This window comes from Vibrio sp. EA2, assembly GCF_033042495.1.
GTDB lineage: Bacteria > Pseudomonadota > Gammaproteobacteria > Enterobacterales > Vibrionaceae > Vibrio.
In genome coordinates, this window is the sequence record NZ_JAWLID010000002.1 from 616,313 (window position 1) to 634,868 (window position 18,556).

Below are 18,556 nucleotides of genomic sequence, written 5' to 3' on the forward strand. Positions count from 1 at the left end.
ATATACATAATGCGCACCAAAGGACTAATTCGAGCTAGGATTTAACATTTGCTACTAACTGACGATTTGTTTCATAAGTCTCTGATAACTCAACTGTAATTTTTTCTTCTGTCAGTTTACGTACTTCAAGTCACTTGTACTATTCGTAATGCTTGTTTTGCACAATCTACGAAAAACGCCGAAAACCATCACCGCCACATAATGTTGCGGTCTGTTTCGGCAAAAACGATAAGAAAAAAAATTTTAGTCCATTATACGAACTGCGAGCGTTGTCATGTTTCACGAATCATTCCGCACTCTCTATTGGCGTGAGTTTAACTCTATTAAGCAAGGCGCTGATTATTTTCACGTGTCCAAACCGACGATTACCCGTTGGCTTGATGGCACCGTGCCACTCAATCCAATGGCAGAAAAACTACTGCTCATCAAATCGCTTGGCTATTTACCTAATGATATTCGCTGGTCTGGTTTTAGAGTTTGTGAGGAACGCGCCATCATCATCACGCCGTCCGGTCGTGAGTTCAGTCCTAAAGAATTGGAAAGCTTTGTCTATTGGCGTGACGAGCATCGTCAGTTCGTGGAAATGTACGGACACATTGGACAACCCAAGGTCTATCCTGCAAAAGAAAACGTCTTACCGTTTCGTGGCGGCCATCGGATGAAAGCTGCCGAATGGATACCGACTAAGTTTAAAGGAAGTCGATAAGGATAAATTTAGCGGCCTTTTATAAGATAAGAATGGCCGCTATAGACACTTAAAAGTCATTGCTGATATTAACGATTACTATTGGCATAGAATATTCTGAGTCGCCAATTTTCAAAGTTGGTTTACGGTATGCGTCACGCATTCGTTCAGCATTAACCACGTTTACGTCTAACACTTCAAATAGCTTGAACAATTCGTTATCTGCTAGCATTTCCTCATCTTCTGATGAACAAATTAATTGTAATTCAGGATCCAAACTGGCTAGTTTTTCTTGCAGCTCTTTAACTTTCATTCTTACTCCTAAACATTTGCTTACTTACGTTTTGGAGGCGGGTTAGCTGGGCTACCTCCTTCACTTCTAGTCGGTTGATATCCTCCCTTAGCACCCCCGTTGCGGCCTCTAGATGAATCCGGTTTAGGTTGATATCCGTCTTTAAAACCTTGTTTATTTGACATTTTACTCTCCATTTATTCGAAAAATTCCAAATAGCTAATATCATCAGCAATTATAAGAATACCACTCGTTTGTTCATGTGGCCTTTCAAAACCGCCGTCACTATTTAACTCCCATGATTCCTCAAGGTAAATTTGTTCTTGATACGGTGAACTTGTAACAAATGAATTACTACCATACTTTCCGGCTAGTTTTGAGCCATCGTTTAGAGTTACGATTACCCAGTAACATTTACGCTGAGAAAAAACGAAATCCCAAGCTTTGTTTGCGGGATGAGGTAGGCGTTTTTGTACATACTGAGTCTCCCTAAGCCTTTTCCAAAGGGATACCCATAATATAGGGGCAAAAAATAGTACAAAGGAATAAAACGCTCCGTAAATTATGCCACTCAATTCAATGTATTCTACCCAATAAATAAGAGGCCAAAGAAATCCATAGTTAACACAACTGTATGTGATAGCATCTATTAACTTCTTTGAAGAATCTTCTGAGTTACCAGGGAAGAACATTTCATATGCTCTAATAGAGATAAAGCCGGGGATAACAAAAGCAATAAAAAGAAGTAATTTATCAATTTCCCAAATGTTCACTACCCCCTCCAATAGTCTAAGATTCGCCGTTTACCCGTAAACCATACTCTTTATACCTAGATTAATCATCTTTACTAACCTGATAACGATGGTATCCACACAATTTTACGTTTTGATGTATCTCGGAAGCCAAGTCATCCAAAGAGAGTACCTCTCCACATAGATTGCACTTTTGATTTAACAGAGGCTCAACTGTTTCATGGAAATGGTATCTTTGATTCTTAGTGAGAGAATTATAACCTTTGTCTAAATATTGCTTTAGTATTCCGTGTGTAGGTGAACCTTCTTCAAGGTAACCTACAGCGACCAACAGCGCTATGGCTTGATCGTTTATATGTTTTTCGTCGTCAGTGTAGTCTTCCATAATTAAGAACTTCTCAATCTAACCATTCGTTACTACAGCATAGAATAAAATACAAAAAGCCGAACCCCATCGCTAAGGTTCGGCTTTGTTTTTGGCTTCGTGCTTGAAAGAGAAAACACTATATGGATGTTGAAGCCAGTCGAGGTCAATCGACATGCCCAAGGTATCGACTCCCTACTCGCTCTGTAACCCGTAATCGGCGCCCTTTCGACGCTGTTCTCAACATTAGCTGTCAGCTTTCATTCTTGCTTCGTGCGGTTAGAACCAAAACACTTTCTCGGACGTCTTGCAGCCCTTGGGTAAGCTGTTTGTTGATGGCGATTTGATACTTAAGATTCATCGCCATCAGTGCAAACATCACAATAGACTCAGATGAAAAGCCCAGACCGGATAAGGCGTTAGCTAGGGCGCTTTCCATGCCAGCCCCCTGCACTTTTATTTGGCTTCCAGTGGTCTGGTAATGATTCATAAGCGCCAATGACGGCAGGAATTGCCAAACCCACGGCGCCGCCAAGGTTCAAGCCTGTTTCGGTGACTTCGACACTGAACAAATGCCCGTAGCCTGTTGCCGCTGCAATCACCGAGCCGAGCAACGCAATGCCTTTCCATGTAGAACGTTCAAACATTATAATTTCCCTAACATATTTAAAACGTCACCTGACGATTTGGTTGACGTTTTGGTTGACGGTTAAATCAGTTTTACGCCTTTAGCGACGGTGGTTTTGCTGTAGTGGCGCCCGACTTCCATGATGCTCATGGCGTGAAGCACATCGACCAAAAGCCGCTGGTTGTTCACTAAATCAATCCGTTCGTCAATGCCAACGCTGACTTGCCCAGCCACAAAGCGAGCGTAATTGCCTGTGTGGTTTTCGTGTGGAGGCGCAAAGCGGTTGATGATTTCACTTAACGTGTACAGTTCATGGCGTAGCTGGTAGTTGCGCAGCAAAATAGCCCCTGCACGAAAGCCCCATTCTGGCGCCCTGAAGGTTTCAAAATCGGTGTCACGTGAGGGGGACACTTTGCCTTTCCACGGATTCGACGCAATGCGAATGTTAAGCGGGTTGTTGATGCGTATCCCGCGAACGCTTGAGGTCGGTGTTGTCATGGTAAACGCTCCAATTCCTAAGATGATGATGGCAAGAATGACTATTTGCATGGCTACACCATTTGATAAAACCCGATATTCACACACTGGCTGTAATAGACTTCCAGCTTGCATGGTGAGGTAAAATCGCCACTGGCGCCGCTGACCGTGACGGTATTCCCCGAAACCGCAAACGTGCATGGTCGGCTCTCGATTTGTGCCAGACGATTTTCCGCGTCCGTAATGGCAAAAATCAGGTGTTGCTCTGGCTCATAGCGCATTGGGAAATTGGGCAGTTCAAAGCTGAATTCCCCGTTAGCGGGTACTGTCACGGGCAAGGTGTAAAACCCGCCTTGGTCGTGTTGCTCGGTGTTCGCCAGTTCAGGGCGTTCACCTTCTTTACCCCAATAGACACCCGCTCCCGTTAACACCGTGTAACCGTTGTCGGTGTGTTCCAGACGTTCAACAAAGAACGCGTAACGCTGACCGCCAATCTCTGAATTCATTTGAAAACGAGGGATAGACAGCCATTCTTCACGGTGTTGTTGCACTGCCGATTCTTGAATGGTTTTGCTTACGACGATTCTTGTCGCCTTACCATCACGGTTGAGCTCAACAATGCCAAAGCGAATTTTGTCCGTGGCGCCACCACTGATAAAGCGCAGGTAACAGCGATAGTCGTTGCCTTCATGCCCGCTGTGATTTACCAAATAGAACATTTGCGGGTCAAACACTTGGAAGACCACCTGTTTCGAGCCGTTGCCCCACGCTGCTGCAAAGCCGCCCATCAGTTCAGAGAAATCAATGTCGTCTTGGTCTTCGACATAGTCACCCACAACCTGATACGCGCCCCATACAGGCATTTTGTTGGAGTTCGGTACCACTTCCACACCCCAGAACGGCGCGGCAGGTGTTCCGGTGCTTGAGTAAACATTCATTGCACCCGCAGCACGATAGCCCATGTTAGTAGCCCAGCGATTGCTCACGCTGTAGTCATGCACACCAAGAAAGGCGGCGTTTTTCAGCAGGTTAGCCGGACGTGGTGCCGATGATGACGCACTTTTTTTGGCTTGTTCTTTGGCAAAGTCGATGCACCCTGCCAAGTACTCAATCTTATTGCGCGAGTTGCCGTTTGGCAGGTTTTCGCGTACTTCTCCCATGCGTTAAATCTCCATTAATGTGATTTTGTCGCCCGCTGCGCCTGTGATGGTCATGGCGGCTGTCGAGCCAATTTCAATACGTTCGCCTGCTTCCAACTCAAAGGCATCGACGAACACCGATTCCGCATTGGTTTTGGATGCTTTGATGGTGATGGCTTTGCGCTGTGCGTTAGCCGCTATGTTGTGCGGGAATACGTTTACCGCTTCTGTCACCAAGTTTTCGCTGGCGACTTCTTCAACCAGTACCGCTTGCCCCCGTGAAATTTTCACTGCCGTTGTTAGACTCTCGATGTTGACATTAAGCGTCGCGGCTTGGGTAATGGGCGGCATGGAATGAATGTTAAGTGTCGGCAGCTCACTGATTGCCACTTGCTGCAAAGGCGCAATTTCTACCGCTGGCAGTTGCTTCACCGTCACATCCGGTAATTGCTCAACGTTGATGTTCGGCAGGCTTTGCACCACCACGCCCTGACCTTCGACCGGCGGCGTAAACGAGCCATAACCAAACTGCAATTCGATTTCGTTATCGGTGCGGCTGATAATAATCAAACGCCCAAGGCTTTTCCCTTCACCCACGTTAAACACTGACGACTGGCTCAGCTTCACATGCTCGCCCGTCAATTGGCGGTAAATTTCGATTTCAGCTTTTGCCGATTTCACATAGAGCCAGTTACCGTCTGGCGTAAGCGGGATAGATTGTCCCGCGACCATTTGTGCATTCATCGTTTTTTCACCATTACAAAGCCCAGTACCAACACCAGTACAATCGACAACATCACCATCAGCTTGCTGGTTTCGACCTGACCGCCATCTTGTTTGAACTTGGCTAAGTCCATCATGGATTGCAGATTCTTAGAGTTCTGCGCCGCTTGGTTGCCCGCCAGCCCTGCCAGCATGTTGAGGTTTTCACTGTTGGTCGAGGCGTAGGTCGCCAGCGAGTCGCCCGCAAAATCCGACACCTCATCAATGGCAGTTTCTGCCAAGTCTTGCGTGGTGTTCATCGCTTGCTGCGTAACACGCTCATTGCTATCGAGTAACTCCCCGCCGTACTCAAACGCCGCATCAACGGCGCCGTGGTCCGTCATGGTGGCGTTAATGGTCGAGTCATTGACGCCCGAAATTGCCACCCCGAGGTTATCGCCGCTAATGGCGTTCTGACCGCTGTTGTTGGTCGTGGTGCTGTTGTTGGTCGACTTGGATTTAGATTTACCCATCTATAACGCTCCCAAATCTAGCTGGATGAATTCGCCCTTGGGTTTATTGGCGACATTCAGCGTCTGTAACATACGAGCCACACCACCAAAGGCGGTTTCCGCTTCCATGGTTTTGATGCCCGCCTCCTTAGCGGTTTTGAACAGATGGCGACTGCCTGCCACTAAGCCGCGACCTGCCGCCGCCCAGATGTAGTAATGGTCACCTTCACGCTCACCCGCAACGACAAGATGATGGTTTTCACCCTTAAAGCGATAGATGCTCACGCGTCCTTCTTTGACCGCCTGACAAAGCTCCTGATATTCACCATCAGGGACAGCACGAAAGGCGGGCTTTAACTCGCCAAGTGCCCGCGCCGACTTCGTGACGACTTCAACTACTTCTTTTTCCATAGCCACACCACCACAATTAACGCGAGCACCACCAACATGGTGGAACTGATACCGCCGCCGCCCATGTTGATGTTGCCCACTTTCAGAGAACCACCCGAATCACCACTGGCACCGCTGGTCGCGGGACCACCATTGGCACTGATGGGCAGTGAGCCGGAATTACCTAAAAGCCCGCCAATCATAATTTGAACCCTTTCTTGTAGAGCACGTAACACACCAGAAGTAAGCCGAGCACCCAACCCATGCGCTCAAAGCCGCCGCTGAGTTTGATGCCCGCCCAGATGCCAAGTCCTCCCACACATAGAAATGGAATAAACAACGGCATTACTTCTTCCCCTTAGCGACGTAGAAAACCAACAGCAACAGCACCAGTAACAACACCGCGCCCAACATGAGCTGAGTCTGTGTTAACCCCGCCACAGCAGAAGTCCCCACAGGCTCACCCGTTGGTTGCTGGTAATCGTTATTGTGCTTGCGCTGTTCATCTGGGTTGCTGGACTCAACGCGCTTGGCTTCGTTTTGCACTTTAACCCCAAGCCAATCGGTGCCAATGTCCGTCACATCGGTTAGCAGCTCGCCGCCTGATTCCAAGATGCCATCCCAGACTGAACCCCATCGGTCTAGCGCCATCACCATAACGCCCCCTTACTGCGCCGTTGGCACAGACACTTGTTCGATGGCTTCAATCAGCACCGGAATGCTGCCCGCAGCGGTTTTTTCGACTTCAAACGCCAGTTGTTTCATGGCGGCGGTTGGCAAACGCGCTTCACTGCCAAAGCCACAACGGGTGAAATCCACCGAGAAAAAGCCTTGGTTTTGCTCACGCCCAGCCGCTGCCAAGTCGTAGGCGTTATCCGCTTTGTTGACGTTGAGTTCTTCACGTTCATCACGCAGCACACGAACGCGCTCAATGGTTTTGTCTTTCAGGTGAATACGCTTAAGCGACAGCCCCGCGCTACGCTCGGCAAAGTCAAACGGCGTACGACCACTGGACGCAGCAAACCATGTTTGTGAGTAGATGCGCGGCATGTACACACGCTGAGACTGTGCGGCGGTCGTATGAGCACGGGCACGAATCACGGGCGCCGCAGTGCCGGACTTGGCTTTAAGCTGGATGTACATGAACCAGATTTCACCCTGCAAGGTCACCAACTCACCCGTACGGATACCAAGCTTGGTACGCATCGACATGTCCGAGAAATTCAGCACGTAACGCCCTTTCTGAACGAACTCTTTTTTGTGCTCTTGCAGGTCAATTAAGTCCTGCGCGGTGACGTTGACAATTTCACGCCCGTTCACTTTCACAGTGATGCGCTCAATGTCGGCAGGGTCAACAATGTCGGTCACCAGTTCAATGTTCTGATACGTAGGACCAGACACTAAACGTAGTGTGGCTTGGTTGCCCCAGTTCACACCTTCAACTGGGTCTAATTCACGTGGACGAGGGTTAAAAGGCTGTTTTAGGGCTTCCATTTAGAACCATCCTTTGTCGCCGTTAAGAGTTTCGCGTACTGATGACAACGCGCCGATGTTGTTGATAGCCGCAATCACGATGAGCGTGAGGATAAGCGCCATCACTAAGTTTTTATGTTGTTGTTTCATGTTGTTCCTTTCGGTTGCACACGGTTAAAAAGCAACTCCATGAAACGACGAATTTGAAAGGTTTGGAAGCAAGGGAAACCTATAGGTTAAGGCGTTAACCTATAGGTTGGAGAGGCGTTGAAATTAGCGTTGCAGGTGTCCGGTCAGGCAGTTAAAAGCGGCTTTCTCGACGTTGCCAATCCCGTCACGAACCAGCATATATTCGGCAATGGGTTTACCCACGGCGGCTTTGTTGTGCTTGGCGGATTTCAGCCCCGCCAAGGTATCGACACACAAGCCCTTTTTATCTGCCAGCCAGCGGGCGTCAGCCATTGAGTTCACCGCGCCCATCCACCACACAGGCGATTGCTCGGTGACGGTCTTGGGCACTTCCTGCCCACGCTGGAAAATGGAATGCAGCACCAAACCATACTGACGCCCACCGCGCCACAGTTCACCCGCTTTGCCTTTCAGCTTACCGGACGTTTCGACGCAGCTTGCCAGTTCTTCAATGATCACGTGCAAACGGTCGGCGTTGCCATTACCAACCGCCCACACCGCCGCGCTGAAAAACTCCAGTTCTTCATCACACGCGCCTTGCCCTGGCACATACGCCAGCTTGAACGATTTGCCCCGTTTACGTGCCATCACCAAGGCTTTGACGAACGCCACCCGTGAACTGGTTTGGTGGCATTGCTGCCCGCGAAACTTGGCGCCCGCATAATTTCGGTACGGGTCAAAGAATACCGCTTGTGATGCTTTGGGGACTAAGCCCAGATGTTTGACCGCTGAGGTTTTGCCGCCACCCGTGCCCGCCACATAAATCACATGCTCGGCATCATGCGACGGGTTCGAGTTCACCGGATTGGGAAACCTAAGCGGCGGTTTTTTCTTGCGACTCACGCTGCTTTTTCTCCTCTAATTCGAGTAAGGCTTTTTGCTGCGCCACGCTTTTCTTGGCGCTGTAAATCAGCGACAGCACCGCCAGACCAAGTACGGCTTCTTCCATGTAGTCGCCAAACATTGACGTTACCGTGTCACAGTGTTTTTGCAGCACAGGTAACGCCGCATCCATCACCGCCGCCTTGCCTTTTTCGTCAAACTCAAACTCGACGCCCGAAATGATGGTCGTGGCTTGCTCGGCAATGGTGAACAGTACCGACAACGCCCCTTCGAACATTTCACCCGCTGGCTTTACCTCGTCGTCATTCGCCGCCGTGGTGGGTAAATCGGTTAACGTGCTGACTTCGGTTTGTTCAAGGTCGGTTAACACGCTGGAAAAGTCGCCCCAATCGTCCAGCTCGGGTTGGTTTTCGTAATCATCCTGCATTGGCGGTTTCTCCCTGTTCGGTTGGTTTCTTGGTTGGTATCAGTTGACGAATTGCCCACACCAACAAGGTCACTAATGCCACCCCCGCGAGTACCTTTTTAACCGGAAATGGGCGCTTGTTAACGGGGGTTGGCGGCACGCTTTCAACGGTTGTGGCACTGGCTTCAACGCTTGGTAATTCGCTTTGTTCAATCACGGGCAAGTCCGGTGTATCAAGGCTTTCAGCGGTGTCGGGCGTTGGCTCAACCGCTGGTAATTCTGCCTCAATAGTGACAGGGTCACTCGTATCTAGCAGTTCAACCGATTCGACCATGTTGGATTCCAAAAACGCGTTAATACTTTTGCTCATTGGGCTGTTGCCACAGTCGGGACACTTGTAATAAAGCAGCCCCAAATTGCGTCCGTTTTTCGTCGGTTCCCCTTCGGCAATCAGCTTACCTTCACCCACTCGGTGAACAGTGGAATGACGCTGGCACACGGGGCACGAAACGTGCCCCCGAACTGGATTAGGATGTTTACTCATTGGCGCTCACCTCGACTTGGTTTAACTGCTCAACATTCGCCACGACACAGGCGCGGTATTTTTCCCGTGCTTTGTTGTTGAGCTTGGTTAATTGGTCGATTTGCTGGAATAAGGTTGGATTCAAGCCGAACGCCTCAAGGCTAAAATTACCCGTCATGAGCATTTTGCTGGCTCGCTTGATAATCGCGTTGGTGTCCATTTCTTTAAACTGGCTGAGTTCCTTTTCTACGCTGGCGTTAAGCTTATCCGCCGCATCGAGCGCGGCTAGTGCCTGTTGGCATTCTTTCAGGGATAGCATTTCCATGTTTTACACCTCCGCCAGTTCGTCGCCAGACTCGGGCTTTTTCTGGATGTGCTTGTTGACCTCTTTCATCCAGACCAATAGCAGACGCCAGAAAACACCGCCCTTGCTGCGCTTCACTTCGGCTTCCATTTCGTTGGTGATTTTGTCGATGTTGCTCATTCACATTCCTTTAGTTTGTTTACTGGAAATCGTGGCGCAAGCAAGTACCCAAAGCGGGCTTAATGGGTGTAGCGGCAATAATCATGATACGTTGCCATGTCATTGCTTTTTATGCTGTGGAAATCGGGTTCCGGTGGTATGTCTTGGCTAAGCTGGCTTTTCCAGTCAGCTTGGCGTAAATGGAAACGCTGAAATTCTTCTTCAAACATCCAGCGGGCATCGTCGCGCAACAAATCAAAGTCGTTGCCTTTTGTTTCGTGTGAGGCTTTCATTGACCAGCCCCGCGCACCGCAAGCCCACAGCAAAAACATGCCCGCGTTGCGTCGGTGTTTTTCACCCTCAAACACTATCGAAAACTGGTTTAAGCTGCTGGCGAACGTGCCGCGACTGTTGATTCGGTCACGAATCTGGCGGGTTTCATGGTCGAGCTTTTTAATCAGGTGATTGAGCTTTTGCACCGCATCGTGTTTGCCCGACTTGCGGTTGATGTCAATGGCGCGAATGGCGTCAGCTTTCTTGGTTTCTTTGCGTTTAATCTCGCGCTGCATCGGCTTGCGCCATTGTTCTAAGCGATAGCCACACTCTTTGATGATGCCTGTCATGTTGTCGACGTCGAACGAACTCAGCACCTCCCAATCGGGTGCGCGACTACAACGAGCAATGTTATAGCGGTTGCCCTTGATTAGCCCTTGGTCGGCGTTGTCACCCTTGGCAGCATAGCCAACGGCTTTAATCAGATAACCTGCCGCCGCTTCACTGAATTTGATTTTCTCCAAGTGCGCCATGCCATTACCCCAAAGCTGCTCAATACGTTGTGCCCAGCCCGCAAAGTGGTGCTGTTCAATGCGCCAGTTCAACAGCACATGTACATGGGGATTAGGTTCGCCATCGTCGTTAGCTGGCGATTCGGCAACCCAGATGTAATGAAAATCGAACGGTTTCTTGGTTGCGCCGTGAATCTCTTTTACGTGCTTGATGCCTTGGTCATCTTTCCACGCTGCTTTTAACGGGCGTCCAATTCTGCCCGCAATTTTGACCTTTTCGCCATCCAGTGCCAGTTGGTCAGTGGCTTTGGCGGAATATTCAAAACCGCGCTGGTACATTTTCTTGAGTCCATCAAGAAAGCGGGACACTTCGGCGCCAATGGTGGTCTGGATTGGACAATAACGCAGCCCATCTTCGGTAATGGCTTCACCGCCAAAAATACGTTCGCGTTGTTCAGGGCTAAAGGTCAGCGTCAGAAAGGTACTGAACCCACCATGACACGCGGCAACATAGGCGCCCGACTCAAAGATTTTCTTTACGGCGCGAGGTGTCAGTTTTTCGGTAAAACGCTCGCCACTTTGCGGTGCGGGAGCATCGGACGGGCTTGGATGGAATTTCACCTGCATTTTGACTTGATTCGCCCAGCCACGCTGCATCAAATACGCACGACTTTTGCCAATTGGTTGCCATTCTAGACGCTTGTTTTCATTCAGAATCCAGCCTGTCTGCGATTCTGAGCGTTCTCGGTATTCATCGGTGACATTATCGCCACAAAACGATTCCGTTTTATGACGCGGCGGCAAACGGCGGGAACGGGTAAGAAAACGCTCTATGTGCTTTCGTTTTCCGTGTCCGACTTTTGCGCCCTTTGACGAGCCTAGTCTTTTCTGGACTTCGTCCAGCGCTGCGCGCCCGAGTTCAGCACTTTTTAATGTGCGTAAGTGGTGAATTTGGTCAAACGATTTGAGCTTTTTTAGCTCACTTTCCATCCAGTCATGGTTTGGAGTGCTAAAAAAACCGCTTTCGATAGCGGCGATATTCTTCTCAGTGACGGTGACGTCTTGGGCTAAGGCGGTAACAAAGCCCACATCTTGCGGGCTTAGTTGGTTGGTGTATTCGCGCGGCGGTTGCGCGTCATAAAGATGGTTCACCGCTATGCCTCCAAAGAGGAAGAATCCGCGCCCACTTGGGGCGCTTCATCTTGCTTGCGGATTCTTTGATGGTATGCACGTAACTTACTACGCAACTTAACGCTTTGTAAGTTGGTTTCAAGTGCCCATTTAAACGGCAATAAACCACTGCGATGGTTGATAACTCGGTTGATTTGGATATCAAGATAACCCGCGTGGCGTGGGTTTTCCTTCTCTATGCTGGCTGCTAAGTTTACTAATCCGAGATATTGATTTTCGCGCATCAGTTTTTCTATGCGTACAACCGCTTTTCTAAAGTCTTTTGACGTTGAAATTTTCATGCGACCACCTCAATTTGGCTCAGTGGCTCGCCATAGTTTTGAGCGCCCATCGTTAACATACGGCGGGCATAGTTTGTTACTTTTGGCATGTTTGCGCTTGTTGCACGGATGCACGAAACGAGCGTTGTGCCTTGGTAAAGCCAAAGTGACGCTTCAACGGGTTCCAGTTCGAAGGCATCAAAGTAAATATGCGTACCGTTGTCGAGTGATGCAACAAATAGTGATTTATTGCGCTTTGATTTCCAGATACTTAAATTCATGCTGACACCCCCTGACGAAAACGTGCTGGGATGTAGCTGCGCTTTTTCTTAGGAAACTGCTCGGCAAACTTTTCACGCAGTAAAGCAATTTTACGTAGAGATTTGGCTGTTTTATCTGGGTCTGGGTTTGCACACCCTGCCATATCAGGGCAAGGTAAGTGAATTGGGTTGGTAACGATACGTTCCATGGTCTAGCCTCCGCAAGCTGTTGATTTCCTGTCTCAAAAACAACGTTAAGGAAATCTTTTTTCGGTTGCAAGATGCTTGCAATAGTGAAAGACGCGGGACTATCCACTAAAATTTAACAACACAGCGAAGGAATGCGGGAACATGACTAATTATACAAATGTGCTTTTAGACCAACTGAAAATCCAGTTAGAGCTTACCTCTGACTATCAGTTAGCTAAGTTTTTGGACGTTGGCGCAAGTAGAATTAGTAATTACCGCAATGGTCGCAGTGTTCTTGATTGGGAAATGGCTTTCAGAATCGCTGACCTTCTAGGGCTTGATGATCAAGATGTAGTGTATAATTTGCTTGAAGATAAATACAAAAACCCTAGATTAGTCAGTGCTTTACAGTCAGGCGCACCAGTCTAAGCTCCTATTAACCCCTTTATACATAATGCGAACTTAAGGTGTAAACACAAAGCTATAATGTCCTAATATTACCAAGTGAATTTGTCCTATATTCGCTTGGAGGTTTAAGGATGCTAATAGCCATGAACGATCGCGAACTACAACGATTTTCTGTCATCCAAGATGTCTTGCACTGTAATCTTTCTCGTCAAGATGCGTCGCGAATTCTTGGTATCAGTTATCGGCAACTCTCCCGGCTGATAAAGTCTTTTCTCACGTTCGGTGCGGCTTCTTTGGCACACGGCAACCGAGGCAAACCTTCATCCAATCGAATCGATGACAAAGTAAAAGCCCAGGCGTTGAACATCCTTTCTGAGCGGTATCCGGACTTTGGTCCCACGTTCGCGCATGAAAAGTTAACAGAACAACATCATATCAATGTATCACTTGAAACTCTCCGTCAATGGATGATTGTCGATGGTCTCTGGGTACGACATTCACAACGTAAGCCCCGTGTTTATCAGCCTCGTTATCGCCGCGACTGCTTTGGTGAACTCATCCAGATTGATGGCTCTCATCATGACTGGTTTGAAGGACGCAGCGATAAATGTTGCTTACTGGTCTTCATCGATGATGCGACCGGTCGCCTGATGAACCTGCGTTTTAGCGAGACTGAATCCGCCTTCGACTATATGGTCGCAACACGAGAATACCTCAACGAACATGGTAAACCGGTGGCATTCTATAGTGACAAGCACTCGATATTTCGGGTCAACCAGGAAAAACACAAGCAAGTTGGTCAGACCCAGTATGGGCGTATATTGAGTGAACTGGGTATAGAACTGATTTGTGCCAATAGCTCGCAGGCCAAAGGTCGTGTCGAGCGAGCCAATCAAACGTTACAGGATCGCTTAGTGAAAGAAATGCGGTTGCAAGGCATTGATAGCATGGAACAAGCCAATGCCTGGCTTCCCTACTTCATCGCTGATTTTAACCGACGCTTCGCCAAACCGGCGCTCTATCCAAAAGACATGCACCGTAAAGTTCGGGAAACCTCCGAAGAATTGGACGATATCTTCAGTTGGCAGGAAATACGTAAACTCTCCAACTCATTGACCTTTCAGTACGATAAAGTGGTTTACTTAATTGAAAATACGGAAGAAAACGCCCGACTGGTGCATGAGAACGTCAAAGTATTGGACTACCCAAACGGCGACATCGCCATTCTTTACGGCCATCGCAAACTCCGTTTCAAAACTTTCGATAAGCTTGAGCACGTTCAACAGACTCAAATCGTCGACAACAAGCGGTTAGGACAAGTCCTAAAATTTGCCCAACTGCAACAAGAAGAATTCGAGCAACAACAGAAACGCACACGCAGCAAAAGTGCCCCAAGACGACGGGCTCAACAACGAGCACTCCAGGAGAAGTTACGAATCATCAACCCGGTATTAATCAACCCTGAGGCCTTCAAAGCCAGTACCAATAAACGTTGACTCTCCTACTCGTTCAATTTATCTAGCGGACATTTCTACTTTGCTGACAATAGGACATTTTAAAGTGGGAATAACAGGGGCTGTAGGAGCAAAGTTGTAATGTCACTATTTAACAAAGTTAAAATGTCTCTTTAGCATACAATTACTAGTCCTTATTTACTTCGAATTTGTGCTAAGGACATGATGAAGATGCTAGTGACTATGAATGACTCTGATATCAATCGCTTTAAAGTAATCCAGGATGTTTGTGATCGTCGAATCCGCCGAGTCGATGCGGCAGACATTCTTGATTTGAGTGTTCTCCAAGTACAGCGACAGCGACTGATGAATCGTCTGCCAGAATTTGGCCTTGCAGGACTGGCTCACCAAGCTCGAGGTAAGCCAAGTAACAACCGTTATCCCAGCGACTATCGAGATACAATTTTAAAGTTGGTTCGTGATAAGTACTCGGACTTTTTTCCAACACTCGCCAGAGAAAAATTATCTGAGTTACATAATCTTCCGATATCCAACGAGACCTTACGAAGTTGGATGATTGCTGATGGTCTCTGGGTACCACATTTGTTTACGGTCACAGAAAGCTGGAATTCAAAACCTTTGATAAGCTTGAGCACGTTCAACAGACTCAAATCGTCGACAACAAGCGGTTAGGACAAGTCCTAAAATTTGCCCAGCAGCAACAAGAAGAATTTGTGCAACAACAGAAACGCACTAGAAGCAAGAAAGCCCCTAAACGCAGAGCTCAACAAAGAGCCTTACAGGAACAACTTCGAGCCATAAATCCAGCACTCTCACTTCAAAAATGTTCAAAGCGTCTAACAGTAAAACGTAACCCACCTACTCTTTTTAACCTTCCCAAGATAGACTGATTAGCGTTGGCCAAGAGCTACCTTTTGTAACTGGTAGCCATACCACTGAGTCAGATTCAAGTGATAAACCTTTCCAAATCATCGAGCGTAACGACGTAGTGGACATCTTCCACGATACATAAGGAGCTGCAACTAATCCTTTTACTTAATTTGATATCCAATCGCGAGCGAAATTAAGGTTCCAACCAGTGTCGCTATTACCACCGACAACAAACTCCCAATAAGGACGTATTCTGTTAATCCTCGGTTATTTTTCGCATTCAACTCGCCAAACCTGAATATCGATTTAGCGGCCAACACAAAACCAACGGCCGCGTAGCTGCCAGCCAACGTAAAGGTGAATATCAGCGAACGCTCTAAATATCCTATGAATTCGCCTGCCTTATCGAGACCATCATCAGGGAGTTCTGAGTTTTCATCGGTTGCATTCTTACTCAATGGATACTTTTGAAGCACAGTGCCAATCAATATAGACGTCGGCTTTAAGAGCAACATATATCCAAGCAGCACCATTGCACCATCAAGGAATCGCTCATGCTCAAAAACGCTTTGTATCGACACTCCACCAACAACATGGACGGCGATGGCCGCCAGAACAAAAATATGCGCCAATTGGTCAATTAGGAAGTATCTCAATTTATATCCTTTTTGTGGCAGGTCATTTCCCTCCTTATCAGCGTAGTTATCAAACACTGCTTTAACCCAATCGATAAAGAAGTGACTTACTGCGACAAGTAGCACCAAGCTAAACGTTGATTGCCAATCTAGACCAATAATGAGGGCTGGGATCACCTGAATGGCGCCATGCAACGCTACGTGCATGTACAGCTCAAGAGCTTTAGCCATTTTATCTTTCTTAGCCTTTACCCAAGAATCAGGTTGTAAAGGGAAATCTGCAAATATGTGGGAGATCAAAAACAGTGTTAATACACCAAAAAAATCAGTCATCATTCAGTCCCTTGAACTTGTCTACAAACAACATGTTTAGCTCATTCATCAGATGATAACCCGAAGTTTTTAGAGATACGCTTATCGTAGGGCCAGTAACATCAAGCTTCTCCGATAAGTCTTTAAGAGATGGGGTGCGACCCGCTTGCAAGACTGGTAACAGTACTTCACATTGCCTAGTAGAGAGGTCGGAAAGTTGCTTATCAAGGTACTGAAATAAAAGTTGAAACTCTTGTGAGATGGCTATTGATCCAGCAGCAGTAAAGACAAACCGCTCTGACTTCATTTCTTTTAATCGTCTACCAGAGAGAGTGAATGCTTCACCCATCGACTCATGGATAGATTCACCTAAATCAGCCCCTTGGCCGATAGCAAAAGAGATACGACTATCAAACTGCTTACCAAGTGCCTTGATTGCTACCTTAATGATAAGAGCATATATCAAGCTTTTCTCAGGGTTCAGGACAATGAACTGAAACTCATCTCCACGCAGGATGACGCTTGAGTTCCCGTTATAGTCCTTTGAAATCAAATCTTGGATAGCCTTAATCCTTTTTAATAAATCGCTATACTCTTCTGTCGATAGCTTAGTCGATTTAACTATGTCACCACTGATCACAGCAATGTAGTTCTCGTTCCGCTCCATTTTCACCTCAAAAGCACAATGAACATCACTTTGATGCATGAATCTAATATGATTATTTTAGATTTATAAGTCTAAATAGGCAAATTTAGATGCATAAGTCTAAGTGTGATATTTTAGATGCAAGAATCTAACTGTTCAGCGTTGACTCATTCCAAAATTAATCTTTAAAATGGTCTCAACACAGTGACTGTGTCCAAAAAAAACTTAAAACTGGAATATTGACGACGTCACTTGCACCAAGTTCTTTTATCTTGAGCTATATCGTTTACGTAATATTCTAGTTTCATGCCTACCCCATCTTATTAAATGTGATATTCAAAATAAAATAGCTGAAAAACAATCGGGCTATCACTTCAAAGCGATTCTCTCCTAGCCATTACAACAAGCGGTATTTGGTAAAAGCCGAGCCCCCTAAGCACCACCAGCTACCACAGAAACTGAGTGAAACAACGCCCCAATGCCATGCGTGTCGAATCTCTCTAGTGAGCTTGTTAGCCCATCACACATTGGCTGATGTGTTTATTAAAAGTTACCAGGTCAAAAGAGCCTTTAATCTCAAACAGTACTTTGCCAACCTCGCTCAGGTAAAGCTCGATCTCACAATCCAGATCCAATGTGCCGGACGTTTCTACAGAGAACGCGTTTACCTTGCCATACGGCAACGATGTGTAGTCCACTTTTGAGCCTGTAATCCCCTGAACGTTCGCGGCAATAACTCGTTTGTTAGTGAAAACCACTTGATCGCGGATACTTTTGAAAGCGGCAATGATTTCTTCGCCATCAATCAGAAACTTGTAGAAATCTTCTCTCACCTTCGATTCTTCAATCGGTTTTAGCTTAAACACCGATGAGTTTTCAAAATCGATCATGACTATCTCCTATTCAGGTATGCGTTTTTGAGCCAGTTGCCCTCGTGTATCCATCTCACCAACGTCTTTCCAGCCATGTTTACGATAGAACGCAACACCTTGGCTATTGGCTGGTAAATACCTTAACTGGACATACTGGCATTTGGCAGATTTTAATTGTGAAAATATGAAGTCTTGCAACTCGCTTCCTAAACCTTGGCCTCGAAACTCCGGTTTTAGATAAAAGAGGTTGATGATGAACGGGTTGCGGAAGGCTAAATAGGCAAAACTATGTGTGCTAAAAAGTAAGTCGTACACGAAAGATACTAAAACGTCTTTTCCATGCGCAGTAATTTCCATGACTCACCGTTAAAGTATCGCGTGCCCGACTCAATCGTTAACGTGGTAAAACCCAACGCTTCATAACACTTTCTAGCCGCCGTATTATGCTCAAATACCGCCAAACTGAGCATTTCTGCAGACAAGTCCTTTCGCGCTTTTTCAATTGCTAGCGACATCATTTCTTTCGCTAAACCTAAACCACGAAACGCATCGCTGATGAAGACACGGCAGATCCGGTAATGATCGTCTGAAACTTTATACAGTTCGATAAATCCTGCGTTTTGATCATTAACGGAGAAAAGATAAGGATGAACTTCTGGTTGAGCACAGTGGCGTTTAATTTGAGTTGCAGTTAACGGAAAGGTATATGCTGGCCCACCCCATAAGTAATTCAACTCATCGGTTTTAATCCATTCCACCAGGAGATCAAAGTGAGCTTGTTTAAACTCGACTAACTTCATTGTTTACCTCTGGCT

Annotated in this window: 32 protein-coding genes and 1 pseudogene; 5 read left to right on the top strand and 28 right to left on the bottom strand. The window is 47.1% G+C overall.

Features of this window, described 5'->3' with window-relative positions:
• The first annotated feature begins 274 nt into the window (after window positions 1–274).
• Window positions 275–706, top strand: coding sequence for a phage protein (locus RXX31_RS07085; protein ID WP_317588369.1), 432 nt, complete (start codon window positions 275–277; stop codon window positions 704–706).
• Between the two features lie 49 nt (window positions 707–755).
• On the opposite strand, the gene RXX31_RS07090 is transcribed toward RXX31_RS07085, so the two are convergent.
• From RXX31_RS07090 to RXX31_RS07200, 23 genes are all read right to left on the bottom strand, one after another.
• Window positions 756–998 (bottom strand): hypothetical protein, encoded by a 243-nt coding sequence (locus tag RXX31_RS07090; protein ID WP_317588370.1) that lies wholly within the window; start codon window positions 996–998, stop codon window positions 756–758.
• A gap of 176 nt (window positions 999–1,174) precedes the next feature.
• Window positions 1,175–1,750, bottom strand: coding sequence for a DUF6338 family protein (locus RXX31_RS07095; RefSeq protein ID WP_317588371.1), 576 nt, complete (start codon window positions 1,748–1,750; stop codon window positions 1,175–1,177).
• Window positions 1,751–1,811: 61 nt separating this feature from the next.
• Window positions 1,812–2,114, bottom strand: coding sequence for a hypothetical protein (locus RXX31_RS07100; RefSeq protein WP_317588372.1), 303 nt, complete (start codon window positions 2,112–2,114; stop codon window positions 1,812–1,814).
• 232 nt (window positions 2,115–2,346) lie between these two features.
• The gene (locus RXX31_RS07105; RefSeq protein WP_317588373.1) at window positions 2,347–2,532 is read right to left on the bottom strand and encodes a hypothetical protein; all 186 of its coding nucleotides are present in this window, start codon (window positions 2,530–2,532) and stop codon (window positions 2,347–2,349) included.
• Window positions 2,513–2,740, bottom strand: a complete 228-nt coding sequence (locus RXX31_RS07110) for a hypothetical protein (RefSeq protein ID WP_014231850.1) — start codon at window positions 2,738–2,740, stop codon at window positions 2,513–2,515. Before RXX31_RS07110 ends, RXX31_RS07105 begins: the two co-directional genes overlap by 20 nt.
• Before the next feature lie 62 nt (window positions 2,741–2,802).
• Entirely contained in the window at window positions 2,803–3,270 is a 468-nt protein-coding gene (locus RXX31_RS07115) for a structural protein (protein ID WP_317588602.1), read from the bottom strand.
• Between the two features lie 2 nt (window positions 3,271–3,272).
• A complete protein-coding gene (locus tag RXX31_RS07120) occupies window positions 3,273–4,358 on the bottom strand; it encodes a hypothetical protein (protein WP_317588374.1) in 1,086 nt (361 codons plus the stop codon).
• A gap of 3 nt (window positions 4,359–4,361) precedes the next feature.
• Window positions 4,362–5,081, bottom strand: a complete 720-nt coding sequence (locus tag RXX31_RS07125) for a hypothetical protein (RefSeq protein ID WP_317588375.1) — start codon at window positions 5,079–5,081, stop codon at window positions 4,362–4,364.
• On the bottom strand, window positions 5,078–5,572 hold the full coding sequence (locus RXX31_RS07130) for a chemotaxis protein (protein WP_317588376.1): 495 nt from the start codon (window positions 5,570–5,572) through the stop codon (window positions 5,078–5,080). The genes RXX31_RS07125 and RXX31_RS07130 overlap by 4 nt, the downstream gene beginning before the upstream one ends.
• Window positions 5,573–5,962: a DNAase gene (locus RXX31_RS07135; protein WP_317588377.1), complete on the bottom strand. Its 390-nt coding sequence runs from the start codon at window positions 5,960–5,962 to the stop codon at window positions 5,573–5,575.
• Window positions 5,947–6,201 carry a hypothetical protein gene (locus tag RXX31_RS07140; RefSeq protein ID WP_411197969.1) on the bottom strand — a complete coding sequence of 85 codons (255 nt, stop codon included), beginning with the start codon at window positions 6,199–6,201 and terminating at the stop codon, window positions 5,947–5,949. The genes RXX31_RS07135 and RXX31_RS07140 overlap by 16 nt, the downstream gene beginning before the upstream one ends.
• An 85-nt stretch (window positions 6,202–6,286) precedes the next feature.
• Complete coding sequence (locus tag RXX31_RS07145) at window positions 6,287–6,598, bottom strand: hypothetical protein (RefSeq protein ID WP_317588378.1); 312 nt, start codon at window positions 6,596–6,598, stop codon at window positions 6,287–6,289.
• Between the two features lie 9 nt (window positions 6,599–6,607).
• Window positions 6,608–7,435, bottom strand: coding sequence for a major capsid protein P2 (locus RXX31_RS07150; protein WP_317588379.1), 828 nt, complete (start codon window positions 7,433–7,435; stop codon window positions 6,608–6,610).
• Window positions 7,436–7,564 (bottom strand): hypothetical protein, encoded by a 129-nt coding sequence (locus RXX31_RS07155; protein ID WP_317588380.1) that lies wholly within the window; start codon window positions 7,562–7,564, stop codon window positions 7,436–7,438.
• 123 nt (window positions 7,565–7,687) lie between these two features.
• Window positions 7,688–8,446, bottom strand: coding sequence for a hypothetical protein (locus RXX31_RS07160; protein ID WP_317588381.1), 759 nt, complete (start codon window positions 8,444–8,446; stop codon window positions 7,688–7,690).
• Complete coding sequence (locus tag RXX31_RS07165) at window positions 8,418–8,873, bottom strand: hypothetical protein (RefSeq protein ID WP_317588382.1); 456 nt, start codon at window positions 8,871–8,873, stop codon at window positions 8,418–8,420. The genes RXX31_RS07160 and RXX31_RS07165 overlap by 29 nt, the downstream gene beginning before the upstream one ends.
• Complete coding sequence (locus tag RXX31_RS07170; protein WP_317588383.1) at window positions 8,863–9,396, bottom strand: hypothetical protein; 534 nt, start codon at window positions 9,394–9,396, stop codon at window positions 8,863–8,865. Before RXX31_RS07170 ends, RXX31_RS07165 begins: the two co-directional genes overlap by 11 nt.
• Window positions 9,389–9,700, bottom strand: a complete 312-nt coding sequence (locus tag RXX31_RS07175; RefSeq protein WP_317588384.1) for a hypothetical protein — start codon at window positions 9,698–9,700, stop codon at window positions 9,389–9,391. The genes RXX31_RS07170 and RXX31_RS07175 overlap by 8 nt, the downstream gene beginning before the upstream one ends.
• A gap of 3 nt (window positions 9,701–9,703) precedes the next feature.
• Window positions 9,704–9,859 (bottom strand): hypothetical protein, encoded by a 156-nt coding sequence (locus RXX31_RS07180; protein WP_317588385.1) that lies wholly within the window; start codon window positions 9,857–9,859, stop codon window positions 9,704–9,706.
• Between the two features lie 59 nt (window positions 9,860–9,918).
• Complete coding sequence (locus RXX31_RS07185; protein ID WP_317588386.1) at window positions 9,919–11,775, bottom strand: hypothetical protein; 1,857 nt, start codon at window positions 11,773–11,775, stop codon at window positions 9,919–9,921.
• A gap of 2 nt (window positions 11,776–11,777) precedes the next feature.
• Complete coding sequence (locus RXX31_RS07190) at window positions 11,778–12,095, bottom strand: hypothetical protein (protein ID WP_317588387.1); 318 nt, start codon at window positions 12,093–12,095, stop codon at window positions 11,778–11,780.
• Window positions 12,092–12,355, bottom strand: a complete 264-nt coding sequence (locus RXX31_RS07195) for a hypothetical protein (RefSeq protein WP_317588388.1) — start codon at window positions 12,353–12,355, stop codon at window positions 12,092–12,094. Before RXX31_RS07195 ends, RXX31_RS07190 begins: the two co-directional genes overlap by 4 nt.
• The gene (locus RXX31_RS07200) at window positions 12,352–12,543 is read right to left on the bottom strand and encodes a hypothetical protein (protein WP_083120003.1); all 192 of its coding nucleotides are present in this window, start codon (window positions 12,541–12,543) and stop codon (window positions 12,352–12,354) included. Before RXX31_RS07200 ends, RXX31_RS07195 begins: the two co-directional genes overlap by 4 nt.
• A 142-nt stretch (window positions 12,544–12,685) precedes the next feature.
• Between RXX31_RS07200 and RXX31_RS07205 the strand changes: the two genes are divergently transcribed.
• From RXX31_RS07205 to RXX31_RS24815, 4 genes and pseudogenes are all read left to right on the top strand, one after another.
• On the top strand, window positions 12,686–12,952 hold the full coding sequence (locus RXX31_RS07205; protein ID WP_317588389.1) for a helix-turn-helix domain-containing protein: 267 nt from the start codon (window positions 12,686–12,688) through the stop codon (window positions 12,950–12,952).
• A 122-nt stretch (window positions 12,953–13,074) separates the two neighbouring features.
• Complete coding sequence (locus RXX31_RS07210) at window positions 13,075–14,427, top strand: ISNCY family transposase (RefSeq protein WP_317588390.1); 1,353 nt, start codon at window positions 13,075–13,077, stop codon at window positions 14,425–14,427.
• A gap of 189 nt (window positions 14,428–14,616) precedes the next feature.
• Window positions 14,617–15,078: a hypothetical protein gene (locus tag RXX31_RS24810; protein WP_411197970.1), complete on the top strand. Its 462-nt coding sequence runs from the start codon at window positions 14,617–14,619 to the stop codon at window positions 15,076–15,078.
• A pseudogene (locus tag RXX31_RS24815) lies at window positions 14,988–15,296 on the top strand (hypothetical protein); the annotation flags it as partial. The gene RXX31_RS24810 and the pseudogene RXX31_RS24815, both read left to right, overlap by 91 nt.
• 141 nt (window positions 15,297–15,437) lie before the next feature.
• On the opposite strand, the gene RXX31_RS07220 reads toward RXX31_RS24815, so the two are convergent.
• From RXX31_RS07220 to RXX31_RS07240, 5 genes are all read right to left on the bottom strand, one after another.
• Window positions 15,438–16,247 carry a DUF3307 domain-containing protein gene (locus RXX31_RS07220; protein ID WP_317588391.1) on the bottom strand — a complete coding sequence of 270 codons (810 nt, stop codon included), beginning with the start codon at window positions 16,245–16,247 and terminating at the stop codon, window positions 15,438–15,440.
• Window positions 16,237–16,890, bottom strand: coding sequence for a hypothetical protein (locus tag RXX31_RS07225; protein WP_317588392.1), 654 nt, complete (start codon window positions 16,888–16,890; stop codon window positions 16,237–16,239). The genes RXX31_RS07220 and RXX31_RS07225 overlap by 11 nt, the downstream gene beginning before the upstream one ends.
• Before the next feature lie 491 nt (window positions 16,891–17,381).
• Complete coding sequence (locus RXX31_RS07230; RefSeq protein ID WP_317588394.1) at window positions 17,382–17,759, bottom strand: PH domain-containing protein; 378 nt, start codon at window positions 17,757–17,759, stop codon at window positions 17,382–17,384.
• Between the two features lie 9 nt (window positions 17,760–17,768).
• A complete protein-coding gene (locus tag RXX31_RS07235; protein ID WP_317588395.1) occupies window positions 17,769–18,098 on the bottom strand; it encodes a GNAT family N-acetyltransferase in 330 nt (109 codons plus the stop codon).
• Window positions 18,065–18,541: a GNAT family N-acetyltransferase gene (locus RXX31_RS07240; RefSeq protein WP_317588396.1), complete on the bottom strand. Its 477-nt coding sequence runs from the start codon at window positions 18,539–18,541 to the stop codon at window positions 18,065–18,067. The genes RXX31_RS07235 and RXX31_RS07240 overlap by 34 nt, the downstream gene beginning before the upstream one ends.
• Window positions 18,542–18,556 lie beyond the last annotated feature (15 nt).